The sequence below is a fragment of the Caproicibacterium argilliputei genome, assembly GCF_029211325.2.
GTDB lineage: Bacteria > Bacillota > Clostridia > Oscillospirales > Acutalibacteraceae > Caproicibacterium > Caproicibacterium argilliputei.
The window spans coordinates 2,627,637-2,649,524 of the sequence record NZ_CP135996.1 but is presented as its reverse complement, the minus strand read 5'-3'; the positions used below and the strand labels follow the sequence as shown (position 1 = coordinate 2,649,524).

General features: G+C 55.3%; 15 protein-coding genes. 9 read left to right on the top strand and 6 right to left on the bottom strand.

The window, feature by feature from the left end:
• Nucleotides 1–60: 60 nt before the first annotated feature.
• Complete coding sequence (locus PXC00_RS12730) at nucleotides 61–1,044, bottom strand: glycosyltransferase (RefSeq protein WP_275844105.1); 984 nt, start codon at nucleotides 1,042–1,044, stop codon at nucleotides 61–63.
• A gap of 134 nt (nucleotides 1,045–1,178) precedes the next feature.
• Nucleotides 1,179–2,657: a VanW family protein gene (locus PXC00_RS12725; protein ID WP_275844104.1), complete on the bottom strand. Its 1,479-nt coding sequence runs from the start codon at nucleotides 2,655–2,657 to the stop codon at nucleotides 1,179–1,181.
• Nucleotides 2,658–2,903: 246 nt separating this feature from the next.
• Between PXC00_RS12725 and PXC00_RS12720 the strand changes: the two genes are divergently transcribed.
• Genes PXC00_RS12720 through PXC00_RS12695 form a run of 6 tightly spaced genes read left to right on the top strand, consistent with a single transcriptional unit; the run spans nucleotide 2,904 to nucleotide 10,067 of the window.
• The gene (locus tag PXC00_RS12720; protein WP_275844103.1) at nucleotides 2,904–4,040 is read left to right on the top strand and encodes an MGDG synthase family glycosyltransferase; all 1,137 of its coding nucleotides are present in this window, start codon (nucleotides 2,904–2,906) and stop codon (nucleotides 4,038–4,040) included.
• Nucleotides 4,041–4,050: 10 nt separating this feature from the next.
• Nucleotides 4,051–5,187: a cysteine desulfurase family protein gene (locus PXC00_RS12715; protein ID WP_275844102.1), complete on the top strand. Its 1,137-nt coding sequence runs from the start codon at nucleotides 4,051–4,053 to the stop codon at nucleotides 5,185–5,187.
• 54 nt (nucleotides 5,188–5,241) lie between these two features.
• Nucleotides 5,242–6,414 carry a tRNA uracil 4-sulfurtransferase ThiI gene (gene thiI / locus PXC00_RS12710; protein WP_275844101.1) on the top strand — a complete coding sequence of 391 codons (1,173 nt, stop codon included), beginning with the start codon at nucleotides 5,242–5,244 and terminating at the stop codon, nucleotides 6,412–6,414.
• A 23-nt stretch (nucleotides 6,415–6,437) separates the two neighbouring features.
• Nucleotides 6,438–7,706, top strand: a complete 1,269-nt coding sequence (locus PXC00_RS12705) for a competence/damage-inducible protein A (protein WP_275844100.1) — start codon at nucleotides 6,438–6,440, stop codon at nucleotides 7,704–7,706.
• Nucleotides 7,707–7,734: 28 nt separating this feature from the next.
• On the top strand, nucleotides 7,735–8,208 hold the full coding sequence (locus tag PXC00_RS12700) for a hypothetical protein (protein ID WP_275844099.1): 474 nt from the start codon (nucleotides 7,735–7,737) through the stop codon (nucleotides 8,206–8,208).
• Nucleotides 8,205–10,067 (top strand): serine hydrolase domain-containing protein, encoded by a 1,863-nt coding sequence (locus tag PXC00_RS12695; protein WP_275844098.1) that lies wholly within the window; start codon nucleotides 8,205–8,207, stop codon nucleotides 10,065–10,067. The genes PXC00_RS12700 and PXC00_RS12695 overlap by 4 nt, the downstream gene beginning before the upstream one ends.
• Before the next feature lie 307 nt (nucleotides 10,068–10,374).
• Here the strand turns inward: PXC00_RS12695 and PXC00_RS12690 are convergent, their stop codons facing one another.
• Both PXC00_RS12690 and nifJ read right to left on the bottom strand, forming a co-directional pair.
• Nucleotides 10,375–12,036: a S1C family serine protease gene (locus PXC00_RS12690; protein WP_316934995.1), complete on the bottom strand. Its 1,662-nt coding sequence runs from the start codon at nucleotides 12,034–12,036 to the stop codon at nucleotides 10,375–10,377.
• 401 nt (nucleotides 12,037–12,437) lie between these two features.
• On the bottom strand, nucleotides 12,438–15,989 hold the full coding sequence (nifJ, locus tag PXC00_RS12685) for a pyruvate:ferredoxin (flavodoxin) oxidoreductase (protein WP_275844096.1): 3,552 nt from the start codon (nucleotides 15,987–15,989) through the stop codon (nucleotides 12,438–12,440).
• A gap of 335 nt (nucleotides 15,990–16,324) precedes the next feature.
• Here nifJ and PXC00_RS12680 point away from each other — a divergent pair, with 335 nt between their 5' ends.
• Nucleotides 16,325–17,680, top strand: coding sequence for a hemolysin family protein (locus tag PXC00_RS12680; RefSeq protein ID WP_275844095.1), 1,356 nt, complete (start codon nucleotides 16,325–16,327; stop codon nucleotides 17,678–17,680).
• Between the two features lie 195 nt (nucleotides 17,681–17,875).
• On the top strand, nucleotides 17,876–18,421 hold the full coding sequence (locus PXC00_RS12675) for a QueT transporter family protein (RefSeq protein ID WP_275844094.1): 546 nt from the start codon (nucleotides 17,876–17,878) through the stop codon (nucleotides 18,419–18,421).
• A gap of 105 nt (nucleotides 18,422–18,526) precedes the next feature.
• Here the strand turns inward: PXC00_RS12675 and PXC00_RS12670 are convergent, their stop codons facing one another.
• Nucleotides 18,527–19,510 (bottom strand): dipeptidase, encoded by a 984-nt coding sequence (locus PXC00_RS12670; protein WP_275844093.1) that lies wholly within the window; start codon nucleotides 19,508–19,510, stop codon nucleotides 18,527–18,529.
• Nucleotides 19,511–19,537: 27 nt separating this feature from the next.
• A complete protein-coding gene (locus tag PXC00_RS12665) occupies nucleotides 19,538–20,008 on the bottom strand; it encodes a CYTH domain-containing protein (RefSeq protein ID WP_275844092.1) in 471 nt (156 codons plus the stop codon).
• A 309-nt stretch (nucleotides 20,009–20,317) separates the two neighbouring features.
• On the opposite strand from PXC00_RS12665, the gene PXC00_RS12660 reads away from it, so the two are divergent.
• Nucleotides 20,318–21,790, top strand: coding sequence for an alpha-N-arabinofuranosidase (locus PXC00_RS12660; RefSeq protein WP_275844091.1), 1,473 nt, complete (start codon nucleotides 20,318–20,320; stop codon nucleotides 21,788–21,790).
• Nucleotides 21,791–21,888: the final 98 nt, after the last annotated feature.

Sequence of the window (21,888 nt, the reverse complement as noted above, 5' to 3'; positions counted from 1 at the left end):
ACCGCTCGGCGGCAGCTGCCTTCTGTTTTTGAAAAAGTCATTTTCGAGTGTAAATCCACGTCACCGTGCCAGCCGTTTATGCCGCTCCGAACGTCCGCTCATGGAAGGGAGTGCCTGCAGCACAGCGCTGCTGCTGAAAGGTTCTGCGCAGCAGCAGTCAATCGCCTGCTTGACCTGCCGCAGGTCAGGCAGAAGTCCACGCAGCGTTTTGGATTCAGAGTGCAGCTTCAGCACGAAGTAATTGCAGTTATTCAGCGTCTTTTTGGCTAGCGCATGATAACTTTCGCGGTAGTGACTGTACTGCCCGCTTTTTTCCAGAGCCGCGCGAACCATGGCGATGGCACGAACGTAATCGTTCACTTTTCCGGGGTTCATTTTTCCCAGGGTGCTGTCGCAGTGCATATTATAAAAGTACAGTGGTTCGTCAATCACCGCAACGCGGTTTGCCACGGCAAAGACCTCGTGCAGAACAGCCAGATCCTCGAAGCACATATGCGGAAACTTGACGCCGGAGCGCGTAAACAGCTCCTTACGATACATTTTGCACCAAAGAAACGATTGTATGAGCACATCGCGCAAAAGAATATTTAAGGCTTCTTCCGTGGTGTAAATGCCGCGGCAGCGGAAAGGATATTCAAACAGAATATCGTTGGAAACCAGGTGCCAGTAGTAGTAGCAGCAGGCGATGTCCGCATCGTTCAGCGTGCAGGCGCGGTAAAGGCGCTCCAGATAATTCGGCGCGACGTAGTCGTCGCCGTCAATAAAGCAGAGGTACTCGCCGCGGGCGGCCTCCATGCCGGCAGTGCGCGCTGCGGAAACACCGGCGTTCGGCTGGTCAATGATTCGAATGCGGCTGCTGGCGGCCGCATACTGATGCAGCACCTCCAGGGAATTGTCGGTGGAGCCGTCGTTTACGGCCAGAATTTCATAAGGAACAGAAATTGTTTGGTGTGTAAGCGTGCGCATACACTGCCCAACATACTTTCCGACGTTGTAAACCGGCACAATGATGCTGATTTTCGGATTTTCCATCAGAACCGACACATCTCCCCATCCTTTCTTTTTCACAAAATAAAAGCAAAAAGCATATACATTTAATATTACGGATTTTGCGAAAAAAGTCAAGACCTTTACAGGAAATGCGCCGGAAAATTCTTCACCAGTGTCGGTTTCTAAGGTCACGCCGCCGGCTTACTGGAGGCGGTGGAGGACGTGGAGGAAGTGGTGGGTTTGGAGGACGAGGCCGGTTTGGAAGATGTCGTGGAAGAAGCGGCGGCAGCAGACGGCCCAACTACATAAACGGCTGCACGCGGCGGATAATAGGATTTGAAAAGGGTTTCGGTGCGCACAACGCTGCCGTTTTTGTAAAAGGTGCGGCTGCTGGTGGCATAGTGTCCAGATAGAGGTTTTACCGTTTCTTCCCGATAGCCAACCGGCTTGGTTTTGTCAACTTTTACAACGTCTGCCGGTGGTGCAACCGTGCCGGTTTCTTTGGAGTTGACCTCAATTTTATCCCAGCTGTCATCTTTATAACCGTAAACGGTGCAGTACATGGTGCGTCCGTCCGCGCCGCTTTGAATGTACATGGGGTAGTCTGTCGGGTTGCGGAACTTAAAGTCCAGATAGGGGTAAGCCACCGTGGCATCCAGGCCGATGGGCACATAGACCGATGGGCTGGAGTGCGGGCTGCGCTCGGTGATTTCGCCGTTGGAGCGCAGCACGGCACCGTAGATGGTGGAGCTGGCCTGGCAGATACCGCCGCCGTAAGCTTGCACACCGACCCCGTTTTCCAAAGCGCCGGCCATTTTGTAGCCATTGTCTTTGTCTGCGTTGCCGACAATGCCGAGAAATGAGAAGACACCGCCCGGAGCTACCACGGTACCGTTGACAGTTTTCAAAGCCCGGCTCATATTGTAAGTGCCGTTTTCCGTATTGACCGACTGGGTGGTAAAGCTGCCGAGCTTTTGAATTTTTCCTTTTAAATCCGCTGCGGTGTATTTGCAGGGCGTTTCTGTGGTCGGAATGGCGATTTCACCGGAGTCGGCCGCCGTGACCGCTTTGACCGTATCGGCCAGCAGCGCGGTCAAGTCAACCTGAACACCCGGCGTTCCGTCCGTAAAGGTAAAACTGCTGCCGTCAAAGGATTTGATAGTCGGTTCCTTCGCCTCTTGATTCACGGGCTGTGTCAGTTCTTCCAGACGGGTTTTCAGGGTGGTCTGGTCCACCACGGGGGTCAGCGAATAGTCCTTGGTGTCAGTCGGGTCCGCTGCGCTTTCGTTCAGCGCCTTCTGCAGGGTGGCATTGATATTATAAGTAATGTGCAAATCCTTTCCACTGAGCGTGTAGGACTTTTCGCTGCCAGTCAGCGTGTAGCTGCGGCCAGTGTCTTTGCTTTCCACATGGCTAATCACAGCGGCGCGTGCCTTTGCCAGAGTCATCCCCTGCAGGGACACGCCCTCTACTTTGACAGAACCAAAAACCGGCTGTGCAGACTGACTGGAGGCAGTGCTTTCCGGCTTTGCCGCAGAACGATTAAAAAGCAAAGCGCCGATGCCGCTGCCTGCCGCAACAATGGAAACGGCCAGGATGACAGCAAGCAGCCCTTTGCGCGGTTTCGCTTTTTTTGATGGTGGGTAACGATGTTCGGATGTACGCATTTTGGATTCCTCCATGCTTCTGCCGCATTTTCTTTGGCGGCAAAATATGTTTCCATAAATCCATTATATAATTTGCGGGCAAGGAAGTAAAGTTACAGCTTTGCATTCGTTTTTTCCGCGGCGGCGCAGTGCCCCGCGTAAACAATACAAATCTCCCAGATTGTGCATAGAAAAAACGACGGCGGTATGGTATACTGTGTGTGGCGGAGGACAGGCCGCCAGTACACGCAGAAAAGGAGTGATTGGGTGAAAATCCTGATTTTAACCGCAGCTACGGGCGGCGGTCATATGCGTGCGGCGCACGCGGTCGAGTCGTATATCCAAACCCATTCCAGCGGCAATCAGGTGGTGGTTCTGGACGCACTGAAATGCGTTGGTCCTCTGCTGAACCACACCTGCTGTGACGGGTACCGCTTTTTGTGCAAGCGCGTACCAAAAGCTTTTGGTACGCTGTACCGCGCGACCAATAAAGAATCTCCCATGCGCGGCATGATGTTCCGCATCAACTATCAGCAAAGCGGCAAGCTGGCGCCAACCATTCAAAATGAGCATCCCGACGTCATTTTGAGTACGCATCCGTTTGCAACGGAAATGGTTTCCGAAATGAAGGAGCGCGGCTACCGGGTGCCACTTGTGTGCCTGATGACCGACTACGGCCCGCACCAGGCGTGGATTGCGCCGCACGTGGACGCATATGTGGTCAGTAATGAAGACATGGTGCCGCAGATGGAAAAGATGGGCGTGCCTTCGGAAATCGTCTATCCCTACGGGATTCCGGTGACGGATGTTTTCTTTCAAAAGAAGGACAAGGCTGCTCTGCGCGAAAAAATGGGGCTGGCTCCCCACAAGCGCACAGTGCTTTTTATGGCCGGTTCCTTCGGCGTGACCAATATTATTCATATTTATGAGGACTTATGCACGCTTAATCTCGACTTTCAGGTGATTGTAATCACCGGAAAAAATGAGCGGCTGTATCAGGAATTTGAAACCGCGGTGCAGGACAGCGGCAAAAAAACAAGGCTGATTTACTTTACGCACGAAGTGGAAAATTTTATGCACGCGAGCGATCTGCTGATTACCAAGCCCGGCGGGCTGACCGTCAGCGAAGCGCTGGCGTGCAACCTGCCGCTTGCCGTGTTTGACGCGATTCCCGGACAGGAAGAGGACAACGCCGCATTCCTGCGCAGCCACCACATGGCGGTGAAGCTGGACGAATGCACAGATGTGGCGCAGGTGATTGCGCGGCTTTTGGAAAATCCGGAGGAGCTGGACGCCATGCAGCGCGCCTGCGAGGCGTTTGACAAAAGCAAGGCGGCACAAAATATCTTTATGCTGATGCAGACGCTGTATGACCGGGCACATCCGGAAAAAACGGAAAAGTGAGGTTTTCTTTTTGCAGCAGATCTATCTGGACAATTCTTCCACCACGCGTGTCTGCCCGGAAGCGGCGGACGCGGTGCTCAAGGCGATGACGGAAACATTCGGAAACCCTTCGTCCCTGCACGCGCTCGGCTTTGCTGCACAGCAGGCTCTGACTACGGCGCGGGCGCAGGTAGCAGCGGCGCTTTCCGCCAAACCGGAGGAGATTACGTTTACCTCCGGCGGTACGGAAAGCAACAATCTGGCGGTGTTCGGCGCGGCAGAGGCGCGCCGCAAACGCGGCAGCCGCATTGTTACCACTGCGATGGAGCACCCAAGCGTGCTGCTGCCCATGCAGGAACTGGAAAAGCAGGGATTTGAGGTCGTTTACCTGAAGCCGGACCAGACGGGAAACATTTCGACACAGCAGCTGTTTGAGGCGGTGAATCAGGACACGATTCTGGTCAGTATGATGGCGGTTAACAACGAAGTGGGCAGCATCCTGCCGATTGACGATGCGCGTGCGGCGATTGACCGCGCCAAGGCGCCCGCCCTGCTGCACGTGGATGCGGTGCAGGCGTTTGGCAAGCTGAATCTGCGTCCCGGCCGACGCGGGGTGGATCTGATGACGGTCAGCTCTCACAAAATCCACGGTCCCAAGGGCGCTGGTGCCCTGTTTGTGCGCAAGGGCGTGCACATTGCTGCCCGCACCTTTGGTGGTGGGCAGGAGCGGAACCTGCGCCCGGGCACCGAGGCCATGCCGGCACTCTGCGGGTTTGGCGCGGCCTGCGCGGCGCTGCCGGATACAGAGGCGGAACTGCAAGCGATTGCGCGGCTGAACCGTTGCCTGCGTGAAAAACTGGCTGCCCTGCCGGAAGTTATGGTAAATAGCGGCGATGATGCGCTGCCCTATGTGCTGAACCTTTCGGCAGGGCGGGTGAAGGCGCAGACCATGCTGAATTTCCTTTCAACGCGCGGCATTTACGTATCCTCCGGCTCAGCCTGCGCCAAGGGTGCCAGAAGCCATGTACTTACAGCGCTGGGACTTCCGCACGAGCGGATTGACACCGCGCTGCGTGTCAGTTTCTGCCGGTACAACACCGAGGAGGACTGTGCGGCATTTGCCCAGGTACTGCAGGAGGGGCTGCGTACGCTGCAGAAAGCGGACTGAGCCGCCGGCGGTTTGGCGGCTTTTCGAAATACAGAATGAGATGGGATATAGAACATGAAAGAAATTATTTTAATTAAATTAGGCGAACTGGTTCTCAAGGGGCTGAACCGCCGTGTGTTTGAAGATCAGCTTCTGCGCAACCTGCGCCGCAAGCTGGAGCCGCTCGGTTCGTTTGACGTACGCTCCCGCCAGTCCACCATTACGGTGACACCGCAGGGAAATGTGGACTTTGATGAAGCGGTAGACCGTGTCGGTCGTGTGTTTGGCATTGCCACCTACACGCGCGCGGGTGTAGCGTCGAAGGATATGGAAGCCATCAAATCTGCTGCGGCAGACTACCTGCGGCGCGACCTGTTGGCGGCAAAGACCTTTAAAGTGGAAGCGAAGCGCTCAGACAAACGCTTTCCGATGAATTCTCCCGCCATTTGTGCCGAGATGGGCGGGTATCTGTTAGAGCAGTTCCCGAACCTTTCGGTGGATGTGCATGAGCCGGACATTACCGTGTATGTAGAGGTGCGCGATTTTGGCGCTTACATCCACAGCAATCCGGTGCGTGGCGCGGGCGGTATTCCGGTGGGCACCGGCGGCAAGGCAGCTGTGCTTATCAGCGGCGGCATTGACAGTCCGGTGGCGTCCTGGCAGATGGCGCGGCGCGGACTGGAACTGACCGCGGTGCATTTTGCAAGCCCGCCGTATACCAGTGACCGCGCGGAGCAGAAGGTGGTTGACCTGCTGACACAGGTGGCAGCCTATGCGGGACGCATTCCGATGTTTACGGTACAGTTTGCGCACGTACAGGAAGAAATCCGGGACAAATGCCCGGAAGACCTGTTCACCCTGCTGATGCGCCGCTTTATGATGCGTGTTTCCGAGCGGATTGCGCAGAAAGAGGCGTGCCTTGCGCTGATTACCGGCGAAAGTTTGGGGCAGGTTGCCAGCCAGACGCTGCAGGCCATCTGTTGCACGGATGCGTGCGTTTCCATGCCGGTTTTCCGTCCGCTCATCGGTTCTGATAAAATCGACATTGTAGACACTGCGCGGAAAATCGGTACGTTTGACATTTCTATTGAGCCGTACGAGGACTGCTGCACGGTCTTTACACCGAAGCATCCGCGTACCCGCCCACAGCTGGACGCGCTGGTTCGTGCGGAGCAGCTGCTGGATGTGGAGTCGCTGGTGGAGGAGTGCGTGCAGACCGCGTCTGTGCGCATTATCCACGCAAAATAAGAATCTGGAAAAGGGGCATACGCATGAAAGCGGAAATCATCAGTGTGGGAACGGAACTTCTGCTGGGGCAGGTGGTCAATTCTGACACCGCTTATGTGGCGCGCGAACTGGCGGCGCTGGGATTTGACATCCGTTACACCTGTACCGTTGGCGACAACGCACAGCGGTTGGCGGAAACGCTGAAAAATGCGTTTGCGCACAGTGACATTGTGGTGACCACCGGCGGTTTAGGCCCCACGGACGATGACCTGACCAAGCAGACCTGCGCCGCCGCGGCGGGCAAAAAGCTTTGTTGCCACGAAGAAACCCGCAGGCGGCTGGAAGCGTACTTCGAGGGCAGGGTCTGCGGCCCCAGTCAGCTGAATCAGGCGATGCTGCCGCAGGGCTGCACCGTGTTTCCAAACGACCACGGTACCGCCCCCGGCTGCGGGCTGACTACCGAGGAAGGGAAGATTCTGCTCATGCTGCCCGGCCCGCCGCGTGAGCTTGTGCCGATGCTGCGCAATTACGCGGTGCCGTACCTGTCCCGGTGGGCGGACGGTGTCATTTTCAGCACCAGCATTCGTGCGTTTGGTATTGGCGAAGGCAGCGCGGCTGAAAAAATTTCCGACCTGATGCAGGGGGCGAACCCCACGGCGGCAACCTATGCGTTGGAAAACGAGATGTATGTGCGTGTGACCGCCAAAGCCAAAACTAAGGAGGCGGCGCAGGCGCTCTGCGACCCGCTTGCGGAAAAGGTGCGGCAGCGTCTGGGCGGCTTCGTGTATGGAACCGATGTGGCAAGCCTGGAAGTCGTTGTGGTAGAGGAACTGAAAAAGCAGCACAAGCTGCTTGCCACCGCGGAAAGCTGCACCGGCGGCCTGCTGGCGCAGCGCATTACGGATATTGCCGGCGCCTCACAGGTGTTTCACATGGGGTTGGTGACGTATTCCAATGCGGTTAAAAACCTGCTGCTGGACGTGCCGCAGGAAATTTTGGATACCAAAGGTGCGGTTTCGCCGGAAACGGCGTTTGCCATGGCGCAGGGCGTGCGCCAGAAAGCACACGCCGATTTTGGCGTCGGCATTACCGGTGTGGCGGGGCCGAAAACCAGTGAGGAAAAGCCGGTCGGGTATATTCTGATTGCACTGGATGACGGCGAACGTACCTATCTGCGCACCATGACGGGGCGCGGCGGGCGCAAAGACCGCGATTACCTGCGCCACCTGGCGTCGAGCAACGCGCTGGATATGTTGCGGCGCCGTCTGCTGGGGCTGCCGGGGATTGAAACGGCGGCATACGAAAGCCGTTGAGCAACACCATGCAAAGGGGGATTTCCATATGGAAGCAGCGGTGCTTTACTGCGGTGCCCGCAGAACGGCTTACTGCCAGGAACTTTTGTCAAACAGTGGGTTTGAGCTGACACAGGTCTGTGCTGCGGGAAAAAATGCGGTCGGTGTACTGGGCAGTCTGCTGACCAAAAACCGACTGGTGCTTCTGCTGGGGTCGGAGCGTGCCGGCGAACCGATTTACGGAGAGCCTTTCTTCCGGATGCTGCATGTGCCGCTGTTGGACAACAGCCCGCAGGGCGTTTTGGTGCTGCAGGGGGCAGCGTGCAGGGGCTGGCTGATTGAAAGCCGGCAGCAGGCGGTTGCGGTGCTGCCGGACCATCCGGAGCATCTCAGGCTGCTTCTACCGGAGCTTTGGCTGCGACTGCGGGAAAAATTTGACTTGCAGCAGCCTGCGTCCCCTGCGCCGGAGCCGGATTTCCACCAATTGGTGGAGCGGGACTTTGCTGGGAAGGAGCAGCTATGATTTTGGATTTTGTGTCGCAAATGAAAACGGTCAATCTGCTGATGAGTTTGGTGCAGGGCAATCTGGAGCACTGCACGCCGTATCCGTTTGTGCCCAATCCGGAAAAACCGCTGCCGGACCGCTCTCTGTATGGTTTGGAAACCAGTACGCCGGAGGCGCAGGGGGTGGAAAGCGCGTGGATGAACGGATTTTTCTGCGCCCTGCGCGACTGCTGCTCCATTCATGTGCACAGTGTGGCAGTGCTGCGCCACGGAAAGCTGATTGCAGAGGGCAGCTTTAAGCCTTACACGGCGGCGTATCCGCATATGCAGTTTTCTCTTTCCAAAAGCGTGGTGGGCATGGCGGTCGGGCTGGCGGTGCAGGAAGGCCGCCTTTCTGTTGAAAACCGACTGGTTGACTTTTTTGCGGATGCGCACCTGCCGTTCCGCAGCCAAAAGCTGGGGCAGGTAACCGTGAAGCATCTGCTGCAGATGACTGCCGGGGTCAAGTACAACGAAGTTTTCAGCGAAACCGACCGTGACTGGGTGCGCGGGTACCTTGCTTCCGATTGTGCGTTTGAACCGGGAACGGATTTTTATTATAACAGCATGAATTCCTATATGCTTTCTGCGATTCTGCGCAAAGTGACCGGTGAGCCGCTGGTCACTTACCTGATGCCGCGCTTGTTTGAGCCGATGCAGATTCCCAAGCCGCGCTGGGACGTTTGCCCAATGGGAATTGAAAAGGGCGGCTGGGGGCTGTATCTGCGCACGATTGACATGGCGAAATTAGGGCAGCTTTACCTGCAGAACGGCCGCTGGAAATGCGCGGACGGCTGGCGGCAGCTGGTTGCGGAGCAGTGGGTTCGCGACAGCGTGAACGGCATGGTGCAGACCAGCCCCGACTGCCGCGACAGCGGCTATGGCTATCAGCTTTGGCGCTTTCCGATTGAAAAAGCCTTTCAGTACAGCGGCGTGTACGGGCAGCACGTGATTGTGCTGCCGCACCTGGATGCGGTGGTTGCGCTGACCAGCGGCAGCCAGACGTTTGTTACGGATGAAGCCAGTACCATCATTGCACAGTATTTCGCGCGGGATGCGCAGGGCTTTCACAAGGAACCGCTGCCGCCGAATCTTCGCGCGGTGCGCCGGCTGCAGGAAACGCTTTCGCATTTGTATGCGGTGGGTCAAACAGCGCCGCCGGAAGCGCCGCGTGCGGCATTTCCCTTTTTGCGAAAAAGCCGTGTACCGACGCTCACGCTGCCGCCGGTGCCGGCGTGCGTACAGCCGCTGGACGGCCGGACGTACCATTTGGAGGGCAGTTTCGGCTCGGTGATGCCGCTTGCGCTGCAGATTTTCACCAACAATTTTCCACCTGCGGTTCGGGAAGTGACCTTTGGCTTTACGCCGGGAATGTGCCACCTCTGCCTGCGCTGCGGGGAAGAGAACAACACGCTTTCCGCCGGACTGGAAAACGAGCCGTTTCGCGGAAGCCTGACATACAGCGGAGAAACTTATCCGGTGGGCTGTTCCGCCCGCGCCACAACGGATGAGGAGGGCAGGCCGGCTTTGCAGCTCTATGTTTCTTTTCTGCAGACGCCCTTTACCCGCGTAATGAAATTTATCTTTTATGATGAAACCGAAAAACTTCTGATTCGCTTTGACGAGCAGCCGAGCCTGTCGGAATCCACAGAAATGCTGCTGGATCTTTTGGGCAGCGACGGTGGAATTCGAACCCACTTTCAGGAGGAAATAACCAAACAAAAACTGCGCGGTCAGTTCCGGGCGGTTTCACTGCCAAAATTGCACGGCGTTTGGCAGCAGGCGGCGCAGCCGCCTGTTGCGGAAGAAGCGGAAACCGTCCCTGCCGACGGCGAATAGGACTTTCAAAAAAGCCTCTGAACCTGCATGAATTGCGGTTTCAGAGGCTTTTTATGGTGCGTCGCGGTCACTTACTTTCCAATATGGCGGCCTTCCCGCCGGAAAAGCGGCAGAGTCCGCGCGAAGGCGAGTTCTTTCCGCAGTCGAAGTCGATGGTCACTAAAGGAAGCGGGGTAACGGCTGACTGTGTCGGAGTTTCCGTTAGAAAATGACGAAAAAGCAGAAAGGCAGCCCGGGTTGCCCCGAACTGCCTTTCCAGAGAGAGGAGAAATTTATGAAAAAAAGACTTGTAAGCAAATAGAGAAAATCAGGCGCTCTTGCCGGTCTGCGCGATTAACTTCACGGTGACCGATTTGGTGGTGCCGGTCTGCAGGCTCAGCAAGGAAAGCTTCACCGTGTCGCCGGCTTTTTTCTTCGCGACTGCCGAGGTAATGGTGCCGCTCGACGCGACGTCTGTGCCGTCAATTTTGGTAATCATATCGCCAATGGTAACGCCTGCTTTGGTCAGCTCGGTGTTGGTGATTTTCTGAATCACAAAGCCGGTGCTGCTCAAACCATAAATGCGGGCGGTGACGGAGTCAATCATGCGACCGCTGATGCCCAGTACCGCGCGGTCTTTTACATAGCCGTACTGTTTCAGACTGGAGATGATGGGCTGTGCATCGTTGATTGGAATAGCGAAGCCAAGACCTTCTGCGGAAGTGCCGCCCACCTGTGTCAGCTTGCTGGAGTTGATGCCGATGACCTGCCCATACATATTGGCAAGTGCGCCGCCGGAGTTGCCGGGGTTAATGGCGGCATCGGTCTGGATGCATTCGCGGCTGTAGCCGTTTTCATCCGTAATGTTTCGGTTCAGCGCGGAAATGTTCCCAAATGTAGCACTAGAAACCAGTTCACTGCCGCCCGGATTGCCGACAGCTACAACGCCGTCGCCGATTTTCAGGCTGCTGCTGTCGCCAAATTCGGCGGCAGTCAAGCCGGTTGCGTCAATTTTAATCAGCGCCAGGTCGGTGACCGTGTCGCTGCCGATCAGCTTGGCTTCGTAACTCTTGTTGTTGCTCAGAACCACTTTCAGCGCGGTGGCACCTTCCACCACATGGGCATTGGTCATGATATAGCCGTCGCTGCTGGTGATGACGCCGGAGCCTTCTCCTGCTGGAGACATACTGCCGGAATCCTCAGAGGAGGAACCGGAACCGGAGCTGCTGGTTCCGCTGCTCTGGCGTCCGTTGTTTTCTTCATCTCCGCCAAAGCCACCGAACAGGCTGGTATCGTCATAGGTGCTTCCACTGCTACTGCTGCTCTTGTCGGTGCTGGTGCCGGAAAAGTCCAGTCCGGAGGTGTTTTGATAATTCTGCACAAGCACAACACTCGGAATCACCTTGGCGGCGACCTGCTGTTTGGTCAGCAGTTTGCTGGTAGAGGTGCTGCTGGCGGTACTGCTGGTGTTGTCAATCATTTTGGTAATGGTGAAAGCCGCGTTGCCGGAACCGCTTGTACCAAACTGAATGACGCCATTGTTAACCAATGCAACAAACGCACCGATGGAGCACGCCGAAATCATGAAGCCGCCCACGACGCCGGCAACCACACGCACCCAGGTGCGGCTGCCTTTTTTGCCGCGCTTCTTTTTGGGCTTTTTTACGTCTTGCGCGGGGTCCTGATAAATCGGCGGCTGCCAGGTGCTTTGGTGCCACACGGGGTCCTGCGGTTGGGTGTAACCGGTGTAATTGTTCTGCTGGGACTGCGTTGTGCCGTAAGCGCTGTTGTCCTGCCACTGGGTGGAGGGGTTGGTGTAGCCTTCCGGTGTGTAGTCATCCGCGTGGATATGTCCGGAATGGTAGCTTTCGCCGTTCCAGACCGCATCGCTTCCCGTATTAGAATTGGCATTTTTTTCTTCATTATTCATGCCGCTGTTATTTGTGTTCTGTTCGTTGCCAGTTGGGGTATTTTGATTGGGATCATACATAGTGCTCATTCCTTTCACTAAGTGGTAGCGATCCTGATTTCTCCTTGACTGTGCTTATTATTATGCCCAAACTATGTGAATACTGCGTGACGAATAAAATAAAAGTTCATGATAAATGAAAAGTCGGATTGTAAAAGAAAGCAGAGCAGGCAGGCGAAAGCGCTATTTACAAAAGAAGAAATATCCTAGAGGGAAACATCTTCAGGGTTTGTTTCGGGTTCAGATACTTTTTCCGTCTTGTTTGGAAACATACTTGTCTCCTATTTGCTGACATTTTTTGCTTCTGTACTGCTCATAAGGTTGATTCGGCGGATTGCCAGACAGAGATGAGCGAAACAGACGAAAAAAGGCTCTGTGCATTGCTGCACAGAGCCTTTTTTTCTATTGGATTCAGGAAAAACTTATTGTTTAGCCAATTCCTCAAGATGCTCGAAATCTTCCTTCGCATCTTTCTCAGCGGCTGCAAACAGCTTTTCAGCGCGATCCGGGAATGCACGGGTCAGGCTGTTGTAACGGACTTCACCCATGATGAAGTCACGGTAGTTAGCGGTCGGAGCCTTGCTGTCGAGGTGGAACGGGTTCTTGCCCTCATCGGTCAGACGCGGGTCATAACGGAACAGCTTCCAGTAGCCAGCCTGCACAGCCTTTTTCTCTTCGGTCTGTGCAATGCTCATGCCGCCCTTAATGCCGTGGTTGATGCAGGGAGCATAAGCAATGATGATGGACGGGCCATGGTAGCTTTCTGCTTCGTGGAATGCCTTGATGCACTGGTTCATGTCAGCACCCATTGCAACGTGTGCAACATAAACGTAGCCGTAGGTCATTGCGATGCCGGGCAGGTCTTTCTTCTTCGTGGCCTTGCCGGTTGCAGCGAACTGTGCAACAGCGCCTGCCGGAGTGGACTTGGAAGCCTGTCCGCCGGTGTTGGAATAAACCTCGGTGTCGAATACGAGAATGTTGACATCTTCGCCGGAAGCAAGCACATGGTCAACGCCGCCGAAGCCGATGTCATAGCACCAGCCGTCGCCGCCGAAGATCCACATGGACTTCTTTGCGAGGTAGTCTTTGTCAGCCAGTGTCTTCTTGGAAAGCTCACAGCCAGCAGCTGCAGCTTTTTCCAGTTCCGGAATCAGGGCATCCGTTGCGGCGCGGTTGTCTGTGCTGCTGTCCTTGGTGTCCAGGTAGTTCTGGCAGGCAGTCTTCAGGGCTGCAGAAGTTTTGTCGCTGCTCATAATCTGCTCGATGTAGCTCTGCAGACGGCCGCGAATCGCGTTCTGCGCCAGGGTCATGCCCAGACCAAACTCGGCGTTGTCCTCAAACAGGGAGTTGTCCCATGCCGGGCCGAAGCCGCGCTTGTTACGGGTGTAAGGTGTGGACGGTGCGGATGCGCCCCAAATGGAGGAGCAGCCGGTTGCGTTTGCAATATACATCCGGTCGCCAAACAGCTGGGTTGCCAGCTTGGCGTAAGGTGTTTCACCGCAGCCTGCGCAAGCGCCGGAGAACTCAAGCAGCGGCTGTTTGAACTGGCTGCCCTTGACGGTTGTTTCCTTGAACTTTGCAAGCACTTCCGGCTTGACGTCGATCTTCTGACCGGCGACAAAGCCTTCTTCTGCGAAGATTTCTTCGTCCATTGGCTTCATGACCAGTGCCTTGTTGCCCTTCATACCGGGGCAGACATTTGCGCAGCTGCCGCAGCCCTGGCAGTCGTACGGAGAAATGGTGACTGCGAACTTCATGCCGGGCATACCGGTCATATCCTTGGTCTTCTGGCTTGCAGGCATCTTTGCAGCCTCTTCTGCTGTCAGAGCGACCGGACGGATAACGCCGTGCGGGCAGACATAGGAGCAGAAGTTACACTGGATGCAGTTGTCCGGATTCCATTCCGGAACATCGATGGCAATGCCGCGCTTCTCATAAGCAGCGGAGCCTGCCGGAACCGTGCCGTCAGCCATATCCACGAAAGTGGAAACCGGCAGCTCGTTGCCCTTGTATTTATTGGAAGGAATCATCACGTCGTTGACGTACTTTTCGGTGTCCTTGTTTTCACAGGAAACCTTTGCAGCCTTGGCGTCTTCCGCCGCGGTTTTCCAGCTGGCCGGTACGTTGACCTTGTGATACTCCTGCGCGCCGCGGTCAATTGCGGCGTGGTTCATGTCAACAATCTTCTGACCCTTTTTGCTATAGGACTTAGTAGCAGCGTCCTTCATGTACTGGGCTGCCTTCTCGCCGGGAATGATGTTGGCAATGGAGAAGAAAGCGGACTGCAGAATGGTGTTAATGCGCTTGCCCAAGCCGATTTCCTTGCCAAGCTTCACACCGTCAATGGTGTAGAAGTTGATGCTGTGGTCGGCAATGTATTTCTTCATCTTGCCGGGAAGCTTTTCGTCTAACTCATCATCGCTCCACTCGCAGTTGAGCAGGAAGCTGCCGCCGTCTTTCAGATCCTGCACCATGTCATATTCATAGACATAGGAAGCCTTGTGGCAGGCAACAAAATCAGCCTTGCTGATATAATACGTGGACTTAATCGGCTTGTCGCCAAAACGCAGATGGGAAACCGTCAGGCCGCCGGATTTCTTAGAATCATAAGCAAAGTAGCCCTGTGCGTACATATCGGTGTGGTCGCCGATAATCTTAATGGAGTTCTTGTTTGCACCGACGGTGCCGTCAGCGCCCAAGCCCCAGAATTTGCAGGAGTGCGTGCCCTTCGGGGTCGTGTCGGGATTTTCCTTAACAGGCAGGGACAGATGCGTGACATCGTCGTTGATACCAATGGTGAAGCGCTTCTTCGGTTCGGCAGCTTCCATGTTGCGGTACACAGCAACAAGGTCGCCGGGGGTTGTGTCCTTGGAGCCGAGGCCGTAGCGGCCGGTGTAAACCGGTGTGTTCTGGAACGGAGTGCCTGCGAAGGCAGCCAGAATATCCAGGTACAGCGGCTCACCGATGGAGCCGGGCTCACGGGTGCGGTCAAGCACGGAAATCTTCTTGACAGTGCTCGGCAGGACATCGAGCAGATACTTCGGAACAAACGGACGGTACAGGTGAACCTTCACCAGACCGACCTTTTCGCCGGCAGCGCAAAGGTAGTCAACAACTTCTTCTGCAGCTTCGCAGACAGAGCCCATCGCAATGATGACTTCCTCTGCATCCGGTGCGCCGTAGTAGTTAAACGGCTTGTAGTCTGTGTCAATCTTTGCATTGACTTTATTCATATACTCCACAACGATTTCCGGAAGGGCATCGTAGTAGGGGTTGGAAGCTTCGCTTGCCTGGAAGAAAATATCATCGTTCTGGGCAGTGCCGCGGGTTACCGGATGCTCCGGGTTCAGTGCACGGCGGCGGAAAGCATCGACAGCGTCATGGTCAAGCATATCGTCCAAATCTTTGTAGTCCCAGATGTGGATCTTCTGCACTTCGTGAGAAGTACGGAAGCCGTCGAAGAAGTGCAGGAACGGCACGCGGCCCTTAATGGCAGCCAGATGCGCAACTGCGCCCAGATCCATGGCCTCTTGCGGGCTGTTGGAGCACAGCATGGCAAAGCCGGTCTGGCGGCAGGCGTAAATGTCGGAGTGGTCGCCGAAGATGCACAGCGCATGGGTTGCCAGGGAACGGGCGGCGCAGTGAATGACGCCCGGAAGCAGCTCGCCGGCGATTTTGTACATATTCGGAATCATCAGCAGAAGGCCCTGAGAAGCAGTGTAAGTGGTGGTCAGGGCACCGGCGGCCAGAGCACCGTGAACAGCACCCGCCGCACCGGCTTCAGATTGCATTTCTGTTACTTTGACCTTTTGGCCAAAAAGGTTTTCGCGGTCTGCAGCCGCATACTTGTCAGTCTCATCAGCCATCGGTGAAGACGGGGTGATGGGGTAGATGGCAGCGACATCCGTAAACGCATACGAAACATGCGCGGCAGCGGTGTTGCCATCCATGGTTTTCATTTTCCTAGAATCCATGAAATGTTTTCCTCCTTTAGGAATGATTATATTACCTAATGGGGTGCGGGCTGAACGCAGCACGCATTCCAGAGTAAATTCTAACACTATTTTCACTTTGTGTAAAGGGAATTTGGCCCGTGGTGTGAAAATATTGACGAATTTCTTGTTTTACAAAAAGGGCGGCTCCCGCGCGGCGGGATGCCCGCCCGCACGAAACGCCGCGTGGGGGTACGCCGGTTGACAGTGTGCCCTGCTGTGCTGTAAAATAAGGACAATATACTGGCTGTGTACGGATATTATGTACCAAAAGCACAAGATTATTGGAGCCAGTTGTGAAAGGGGATCTTTTTTTTATGGCACCTGACCCTGATGGTACCGCAATGTTTCCATGGGGCAGCCTGTTTCTGCTGGCTGTCCTGATTCTGATTAACGGCTTTTTTTCCGCCTCTGAAATCGCAGTCATTACGCTTAACGACAGCAAGATCCGCAAAATGGCGGAAGACGGAAATTCAAAAGCCAAAGCCATCCTGAAGCTGACGCGCAACTCCAACCGCTTTTTGGCGACGATTCAGGTCGGCGTGACGCTGTCCGGCTTTCTCTCCAGTGCGGCGGCGTCGCAGAGCTTTTCCACCATGCTGGCGGATGCACTGCTAGTGACCGGACTGCCCCGCAGTGTTCTGCAGGTTGTTTCGTCCTTGCTCATCACGCTGGTTCTTTCCTACTTTTCGCTGGTGCTGGGGGAGCTGGTTCCCAAGCAGCTGGCGCTGCACCGTGCGGAGGCAATCGCGTTTCGCTTCGCGGGCTTTCTAAACGGCCTGTCGGCGTTCTTTACACCACTAGTGAAGCTGCTGACAGTCAGCACCACAACTGTGCTGCGTTTGTTCAACATCCGCCCCGGGCAGGACGACCAGGAAACCGTAACCGAAGAGGGCATCCGGTTGATGGTGGACGAAGGCGAGGAGCGCGGTGTGATTGAGGAAACCGAAAAGGACATGATTTCCAATGTATTGGACTTTGATGATAACACGGTTTCGGAAATGATGACGCACCGCACCGAAATTGCCGCCGTGGAGGACACCGATACCGTGCAAGATGTGGTGCGCCTTTCTATGGAAAAAGGGTTTTCCCGCATTCCGGTTTACCATGAGGACTTGGACAACATCCTCGGCTTCCTGTATGTAAAGGATCTGCTCAAATTCATTGGGCAGCCACCGCAGGAAGGAAAGCTGACCGACCTGATGCGTCCGGCGGCATTTGTGCCGGAAACGCAGTCCTGCAGCAAGCTGTTTCAGGAGATGACCGAGCAGCATCGCCAGATTGCAGTGGTGGTGGACGAGTACGGCGGCACCGAAGGTCTTATTACGTTGGAAGACCTTCTGGAAGCCATCGTGGGCAGTATTCAGGACGAGTACGACCACGAGGAGGAGGAAATCGTGGAGGATGGGCCGAACCACTGGTCGGTAGAAGGTTCCCTGCTGGTAGAGGACATCGAAGACCTGACGGGTGTCACTCTGCCCAAGGGAGAGTATGAAACCATCGCAGGGCTGATGGTGGCGCTTTTGGGGCGGATTCCGCACGAAAACGAGCACCCCACTGTCAACTGTGAAACCCTGACGCTGACAGCACTGCGCATTCGGGAGCGGCGCATTGAACGTATACAGATTAAAAAGACGGTTCCTGCCCCGCAGGAGCAGTCTGAAGCGGAATAAAGAAAAAACCGAACCGGCTTTTCTGCGGTTCGGTTTTTTGCTGCCTGCAGGAAGAATGGTTTGCATTTTGCAGGTCTTTCGTGTAAAATGTAGAACGTTGCCGAATTGCTTCGGCAGGTCCGTCGTGAGTTCCGGACCTAAAATATTTACTAGGGCGGCTTCTGTGCGGAAGTCTGCCTACTGGAGGAATTACAGATGCAGAGTAAGAAAATGCCTGTGCTGTACTTGGCGCAGGCGGGGATTATTGCGGCCCTTTACCTGGTGTTGACGCTTCTGGCAAATGCACTCGGTGTGGGTTCGCAGGCTATTCAGTTCCGCTTCAGCGAGGTGCTGACCATTCTGCCGGTGCTGACGCCGGCGGCGGTGCCCGGGCTGGCGGTTGGGTGCTTTCTAGGCAACCTTTCCAGCCCGTTCGGGCCGGTGGACTGGATTTTCGGCACTTTGGCGACCTTGGTGGGGACGGTGCTGTGCCGTGCGCTGCGCGGGGTGCGCTGGAAAGGGCTGCCGGTGGTGTCCTCGCTGATGGCGGTCATTGCCAACATGGTGATTATTTCTTTTGAGATTACCTGCCTTGGAACAGGCACCAGCCTTTCCCTTGCCAACTTCGGGATGCAGGTGTTCCTGATGAATGCCCTGACAATTGGCATTGGGGAAGTGGTGATGTGCACCGTTGGCGGTCTGGTTTTGGTTCATGTGCTGGAGCGCTCTCACGCCGCACAGCGTTTGTTCGCAGAACACTGATTTTCGGAACCATTCTATAGAATAATAGAAAGCAATCAAATGAGCTCATAAAAGGAACTGCCCAACGCACTGGAAAGTACCGTGTGCGTCGGGCGGTTTCTTTTTTCATCGGTCTGTAACAGCAGAAAAAACGCGCAGGGCATTTTTCCAGCAGATTTTTTCAACTTCTTCAGAGGGAAAGTACATGGCCAGCGCATCTGCCAGCTGTGGCAGGCCGGCGCAGTCGCCAAACTCCAGAGTGGAATCAATGCCGTCGAAATCGGAGCCGAGTGCCAGCGCGTCAATGCCGGCTTTGTTGCGCATATACCGTGCACACTGCACAATGTCGTCAATTTTTGTGTAATTGCCGCTGCGCCCGTTTAAAAAGTAGGCGTTGAAGTTGATACCGCACACCGAGCCGGTTTCACCGATGGTGTGCAGCATTTCGTCAGTCAGGTTGCGCGGGTGCGGGCACAGCGCGCGGGCACACGAATGGGTTGCGGCAAAGGGAATGTGTGCAGTGCGGGAAAGCGCGGCAACATCCTGAAAGCCGCCGTCCGAAAGGTGGGAAACATCCACTAGAATGCCAAGCTCCTGCATCCGCTGCACCGCCGCTTTGCCAAAGGGCTTCAGACCGCGCGCCATGTCTGCGGGAACCGGGCTGGCAGGGTAGCCGAGGCTGTTTTCATAGTTCCATGTCAGCGTCATAATACGCACGCCTTTTTTGTGCAGCGCAGGCAGCTTGTGCAGATTGCCATCCAGCAAAACGGAGTCTTCAATACTGAGAATGGCGGAGATGCGGCCGTTCTGCTCGTTTTTCAGAATGTCCCTGCCGGAAAGCGCAGGCGCAAGCAGGTCTTTGTTGGCACGCAGTTCCTTTTGATAGCAGGCGTAAATTTGGTCAAAAAGCGCCTGCGGCTTTTCAGTGACGCCGACTTCTCTGGCGGCATCGCCGGTGGGCAGAAAGGCGGCAAAAACCTGCGCGGAAACGCCGCCTGCACGCAGGCGCTCCAGGTCAAGCTGCCCCTCGCTGCGGCGCAGGTGCACTTTGCCGCCGCCGCGTGCCACCCGTGTGCTGATGGTATCACAATGAAGGTCAAAAAAGCGCATGGTCATCCCTCCCGATAAACCTGATTGTTAAGCCTGCACGCATTTGTTCCAGTAGTCCGCCATCGTCCAGCCCGGCTCCTCTGTGACCTCGCGGCCAAGGCAGGCGGGTGCGCGAAAGGCGTGCGCGGCTTCCACACTGGAAAATTCCACTTCTGCATAAGCGAAAGCCCCCGGCTTGCCGGTGTCCACTTCGCTGTATTCCAGTCGCAGCCCGTCGGGCAGGGCAAACACCGTGTAGTCCTTGCGAATCATCGGCTGTGTCAGCAGGCGGGAAAGCGCCTCGAATTTTTCCGGTGGCAGATCCAACTCGATTTCTTCCCGCACCAGCGTGCCCTTGCCCTTGATGCACAGGCGGTAGCCGGTTTGCCCGCCGCAGGTTTTGCTGCGGATGCGCACGGTTGGCCGAGTGCAAAGATACCCTTGGTACACCACTGCCTCCTCCAGAACCGGAAAGCCCTGCGGTTTTGCCTCCATCAGCCATTTGCGTTCAATTTCCATTCGACTGCCTCCCTGCCGCCGCGGCGGCACTGTTTCTCTTATTATGGCACAGGTTGCCTGCAGTTGCAATCGATTTTGCACGTTCTTACGGAGGTGTGCGCTACTGACCGCTGACAGAGTCTTCCGATTTGTTGCAATTGCATAAAATCAGCTTCCAATTTTCGGAGAAGAAAATGCGCAGCCCGCCTTGTAAATACAGGACAGAAGCAATATACTAAACTCATACGGACAAATACGGCGTGCTTTCCGGAAGGGAACCTGCATTTGTCAGTAACTATTTTGATGCAGGAAAAGGAGTGTCATTGAAAGATGAGCAAAATCACTATTGATGCAGCCCGCAAAAAAAGCAAGATCAATCGCAATATTTACGGCCATTTTTCCGAGCACCTGGGCCGGTGCATTTACAACGGCGTCTTTGTAGGGGAAAACGCGAAGATTCCAAATGAAAACGGTATGCGCAAAGATGTTGTCGAGGCGCTGCGCAACATTCAGGTGCCGGTTCTGCGCTGGCCGGGCGGCTGTTTTGCGGATGAGTACCACTGGAAAGACGGCATCGGTCCGAAAGAAACCCGCAAAAGGATGGTCAACACCAACTGGGGCGGCGTTACTGAGGACAATTCCTTTGGTACCCATGAATTTATGGAGCTCTGCCGCCAGCTGGGCTGCCAGCCGTATGTAAACGGAAATGTCGGCTCCGGCACGGTGCAGGAAATGAGCGAGTGGGTTGAGTACATGAACTTTGACGGCCTTTCGCCGATGACAGAACTGCGCAAGGCGAATGGCAGTGAAAAGCCGTGGGGTGTCAAATACTTTGGTGTTGGCAACGAAAACTGGGGCTGCGGCGGCAATATGCGTCCGGAGTATTATGCGGATCTGTTCCGCCGGTACCAGACCTTTGCGCGCAACTACGGGGAAAACAAGCTGTGCCGCATTGCCTGCGGCCCGAACGGCGCGGATTACAACTGGACAGACAAAGTCATGGCGAGTGCAGGCCCGTTCATGGACGCGTTGACTCTGCACTACTACACCGTACCGGGCACTTGGGAGAAAAAGGGGCACGCGACCGGTTTTGACGAGGCGCAGTATTACGACACTCTGAAAAAAGCCCTGTTCATGGAGGAACTGATTTCCAACCACACGCAGGTGATGAATAAATATGACCCGAAGCACCGTGTGGGTCTGATTGTCGACGAGTGGGGCACTTGGTACGACGTGGAGCCGGGCACGAATCCGGGCTTTCTGTATCAGCAAAACACCATGCGCGACGCGATGGTTGCCGCGCTGACACTGAACATCTTTAACCAGCACAGCGACCGCGTTGTTATGGCAAATATTGCGCAGATGGTTAACGTGCTGCAGGCAGTTATCCTGACAGAGGGCGACAAGATGCTGCTGACGCCAACCTACCATGTGTTTGACCTTTACAAGGCACATCAGGATGCGGAGTTGGTGGACAGCTTCGTTGAGTCTGCACAGATTGGCACTGAGGGCGAGGAATTCCCGCAGCTCAGTGTTTCCGCTTCCGTCGATGAAAAGGGCGTGTTGCACCTCACAGCGGCTAACACCTCCCTGACTGGTTCCGAGCCGGTGGAGTGCCGCCTGCTTAACAAGGAAGCCGGAAAGGTCAGCGCACGTATCCTGGCCGGCGCGATGGATGCGCACAACACCTTTGATGCACCGAATGCCGTACAGCCGGAACCGTTTGACAAGGTTACGGTCAAGGGCGAAACGCTTACCTTTACCATGCCGGCGTGCAGCATTGTGGAAATTACAGTCGAGTAAAAACCCTTTTTGGAGTTACTAGGGTATAAATAATAAAAAGCATCCCTTTACGATTTTTTTTCGTAGAAGGATGCTTTTTCTGTATCATTTAGGGAAGA

Bases quoted from the DNA above. Each gene is read 5' to 3' on its own strand.
- PXC00_RS12670 (WP_275844093.1), bottom strand. From the start codon at position 19,510: ATGCGCTTTTTTGACCTTCATTGTGATACCATCAGCACACGGGTGGCA.
- PXC00_RS12705 (WP_275844100.1), top strand. From the start codon at position 6,438: ATGAAAGCGGAAATCATCAGTGTGGGAACGGAACTTCTGCTGGGGCAG.
- PXC00_RS12660 (WP_275844091.1), top strand. From the start codon at position 20,318: ATGAGCAAAATCACTATTGATGCAGCCCGCAAAAAAAGCAAGATCAAT.
- nifJ (WP_275844096.1), bottom strand. From the start codon at position 15,989: ATGGATTCTAGGAAAATGAAAACCATGGATGGCAACACCGCTGCCGCG.
- PXC00_RS12695 (WP_275844098.1), top strand. From the start codon at position 8,205: ATGATTTTGGATTTTGTGTCGCAAATGAAAACGGTCAATCTGCTGATG.
- PXC00_RS12675 (WP_275844094.1), top strand. From the start codon at position 17,876: ATGCAGAGTAAGAAAATGCCTGTGCTGTACTTGGCGCAGGCGGGGATT.
- thiI (WP_275844101.1), top strand. From the start codon at position 5,242: ATGAAAGAAATTATTTTAATTAAATTAGGCGAACTGGTTCTCAAGGGG.
- PXC00_RS12725 (WP_275844104.1), bottom strand. From the start codon at position 2,657: ATGCGTACATCCGAACATCGTTACCCACCATCAAAAAAAGCGAAACCG.
- PXC00_RS12700 (WP_275844099.1), top strand. From the start codon at position 7,735: ATGGAAGCAGCGGTGCTTTACTGCGGTGCCCGCAGAACGGCTTACTGC.
- PXC00_RS12665 (WP_275844092.1), bottom strand. From the start codon at position 20,008: ATGGAAATTGAACGCAAATGGCTGATGGAGGCAAAACCGCAGGGCTTT.
- PXC00_RS12690 (WP_316934995.1), bottom strand. From the start codon at position 12,036: ATGTATGATCCCAATCAAAATACCCCAACTGGCAACGAACAGAACACA.
- PXC00_RS12680 (WP_275844095.1), top strand. From the start codon at position 16,325: ATGGCACCTGACCCTGATGGTACCGCAATGTTTCCATGGGGCAGCCTG.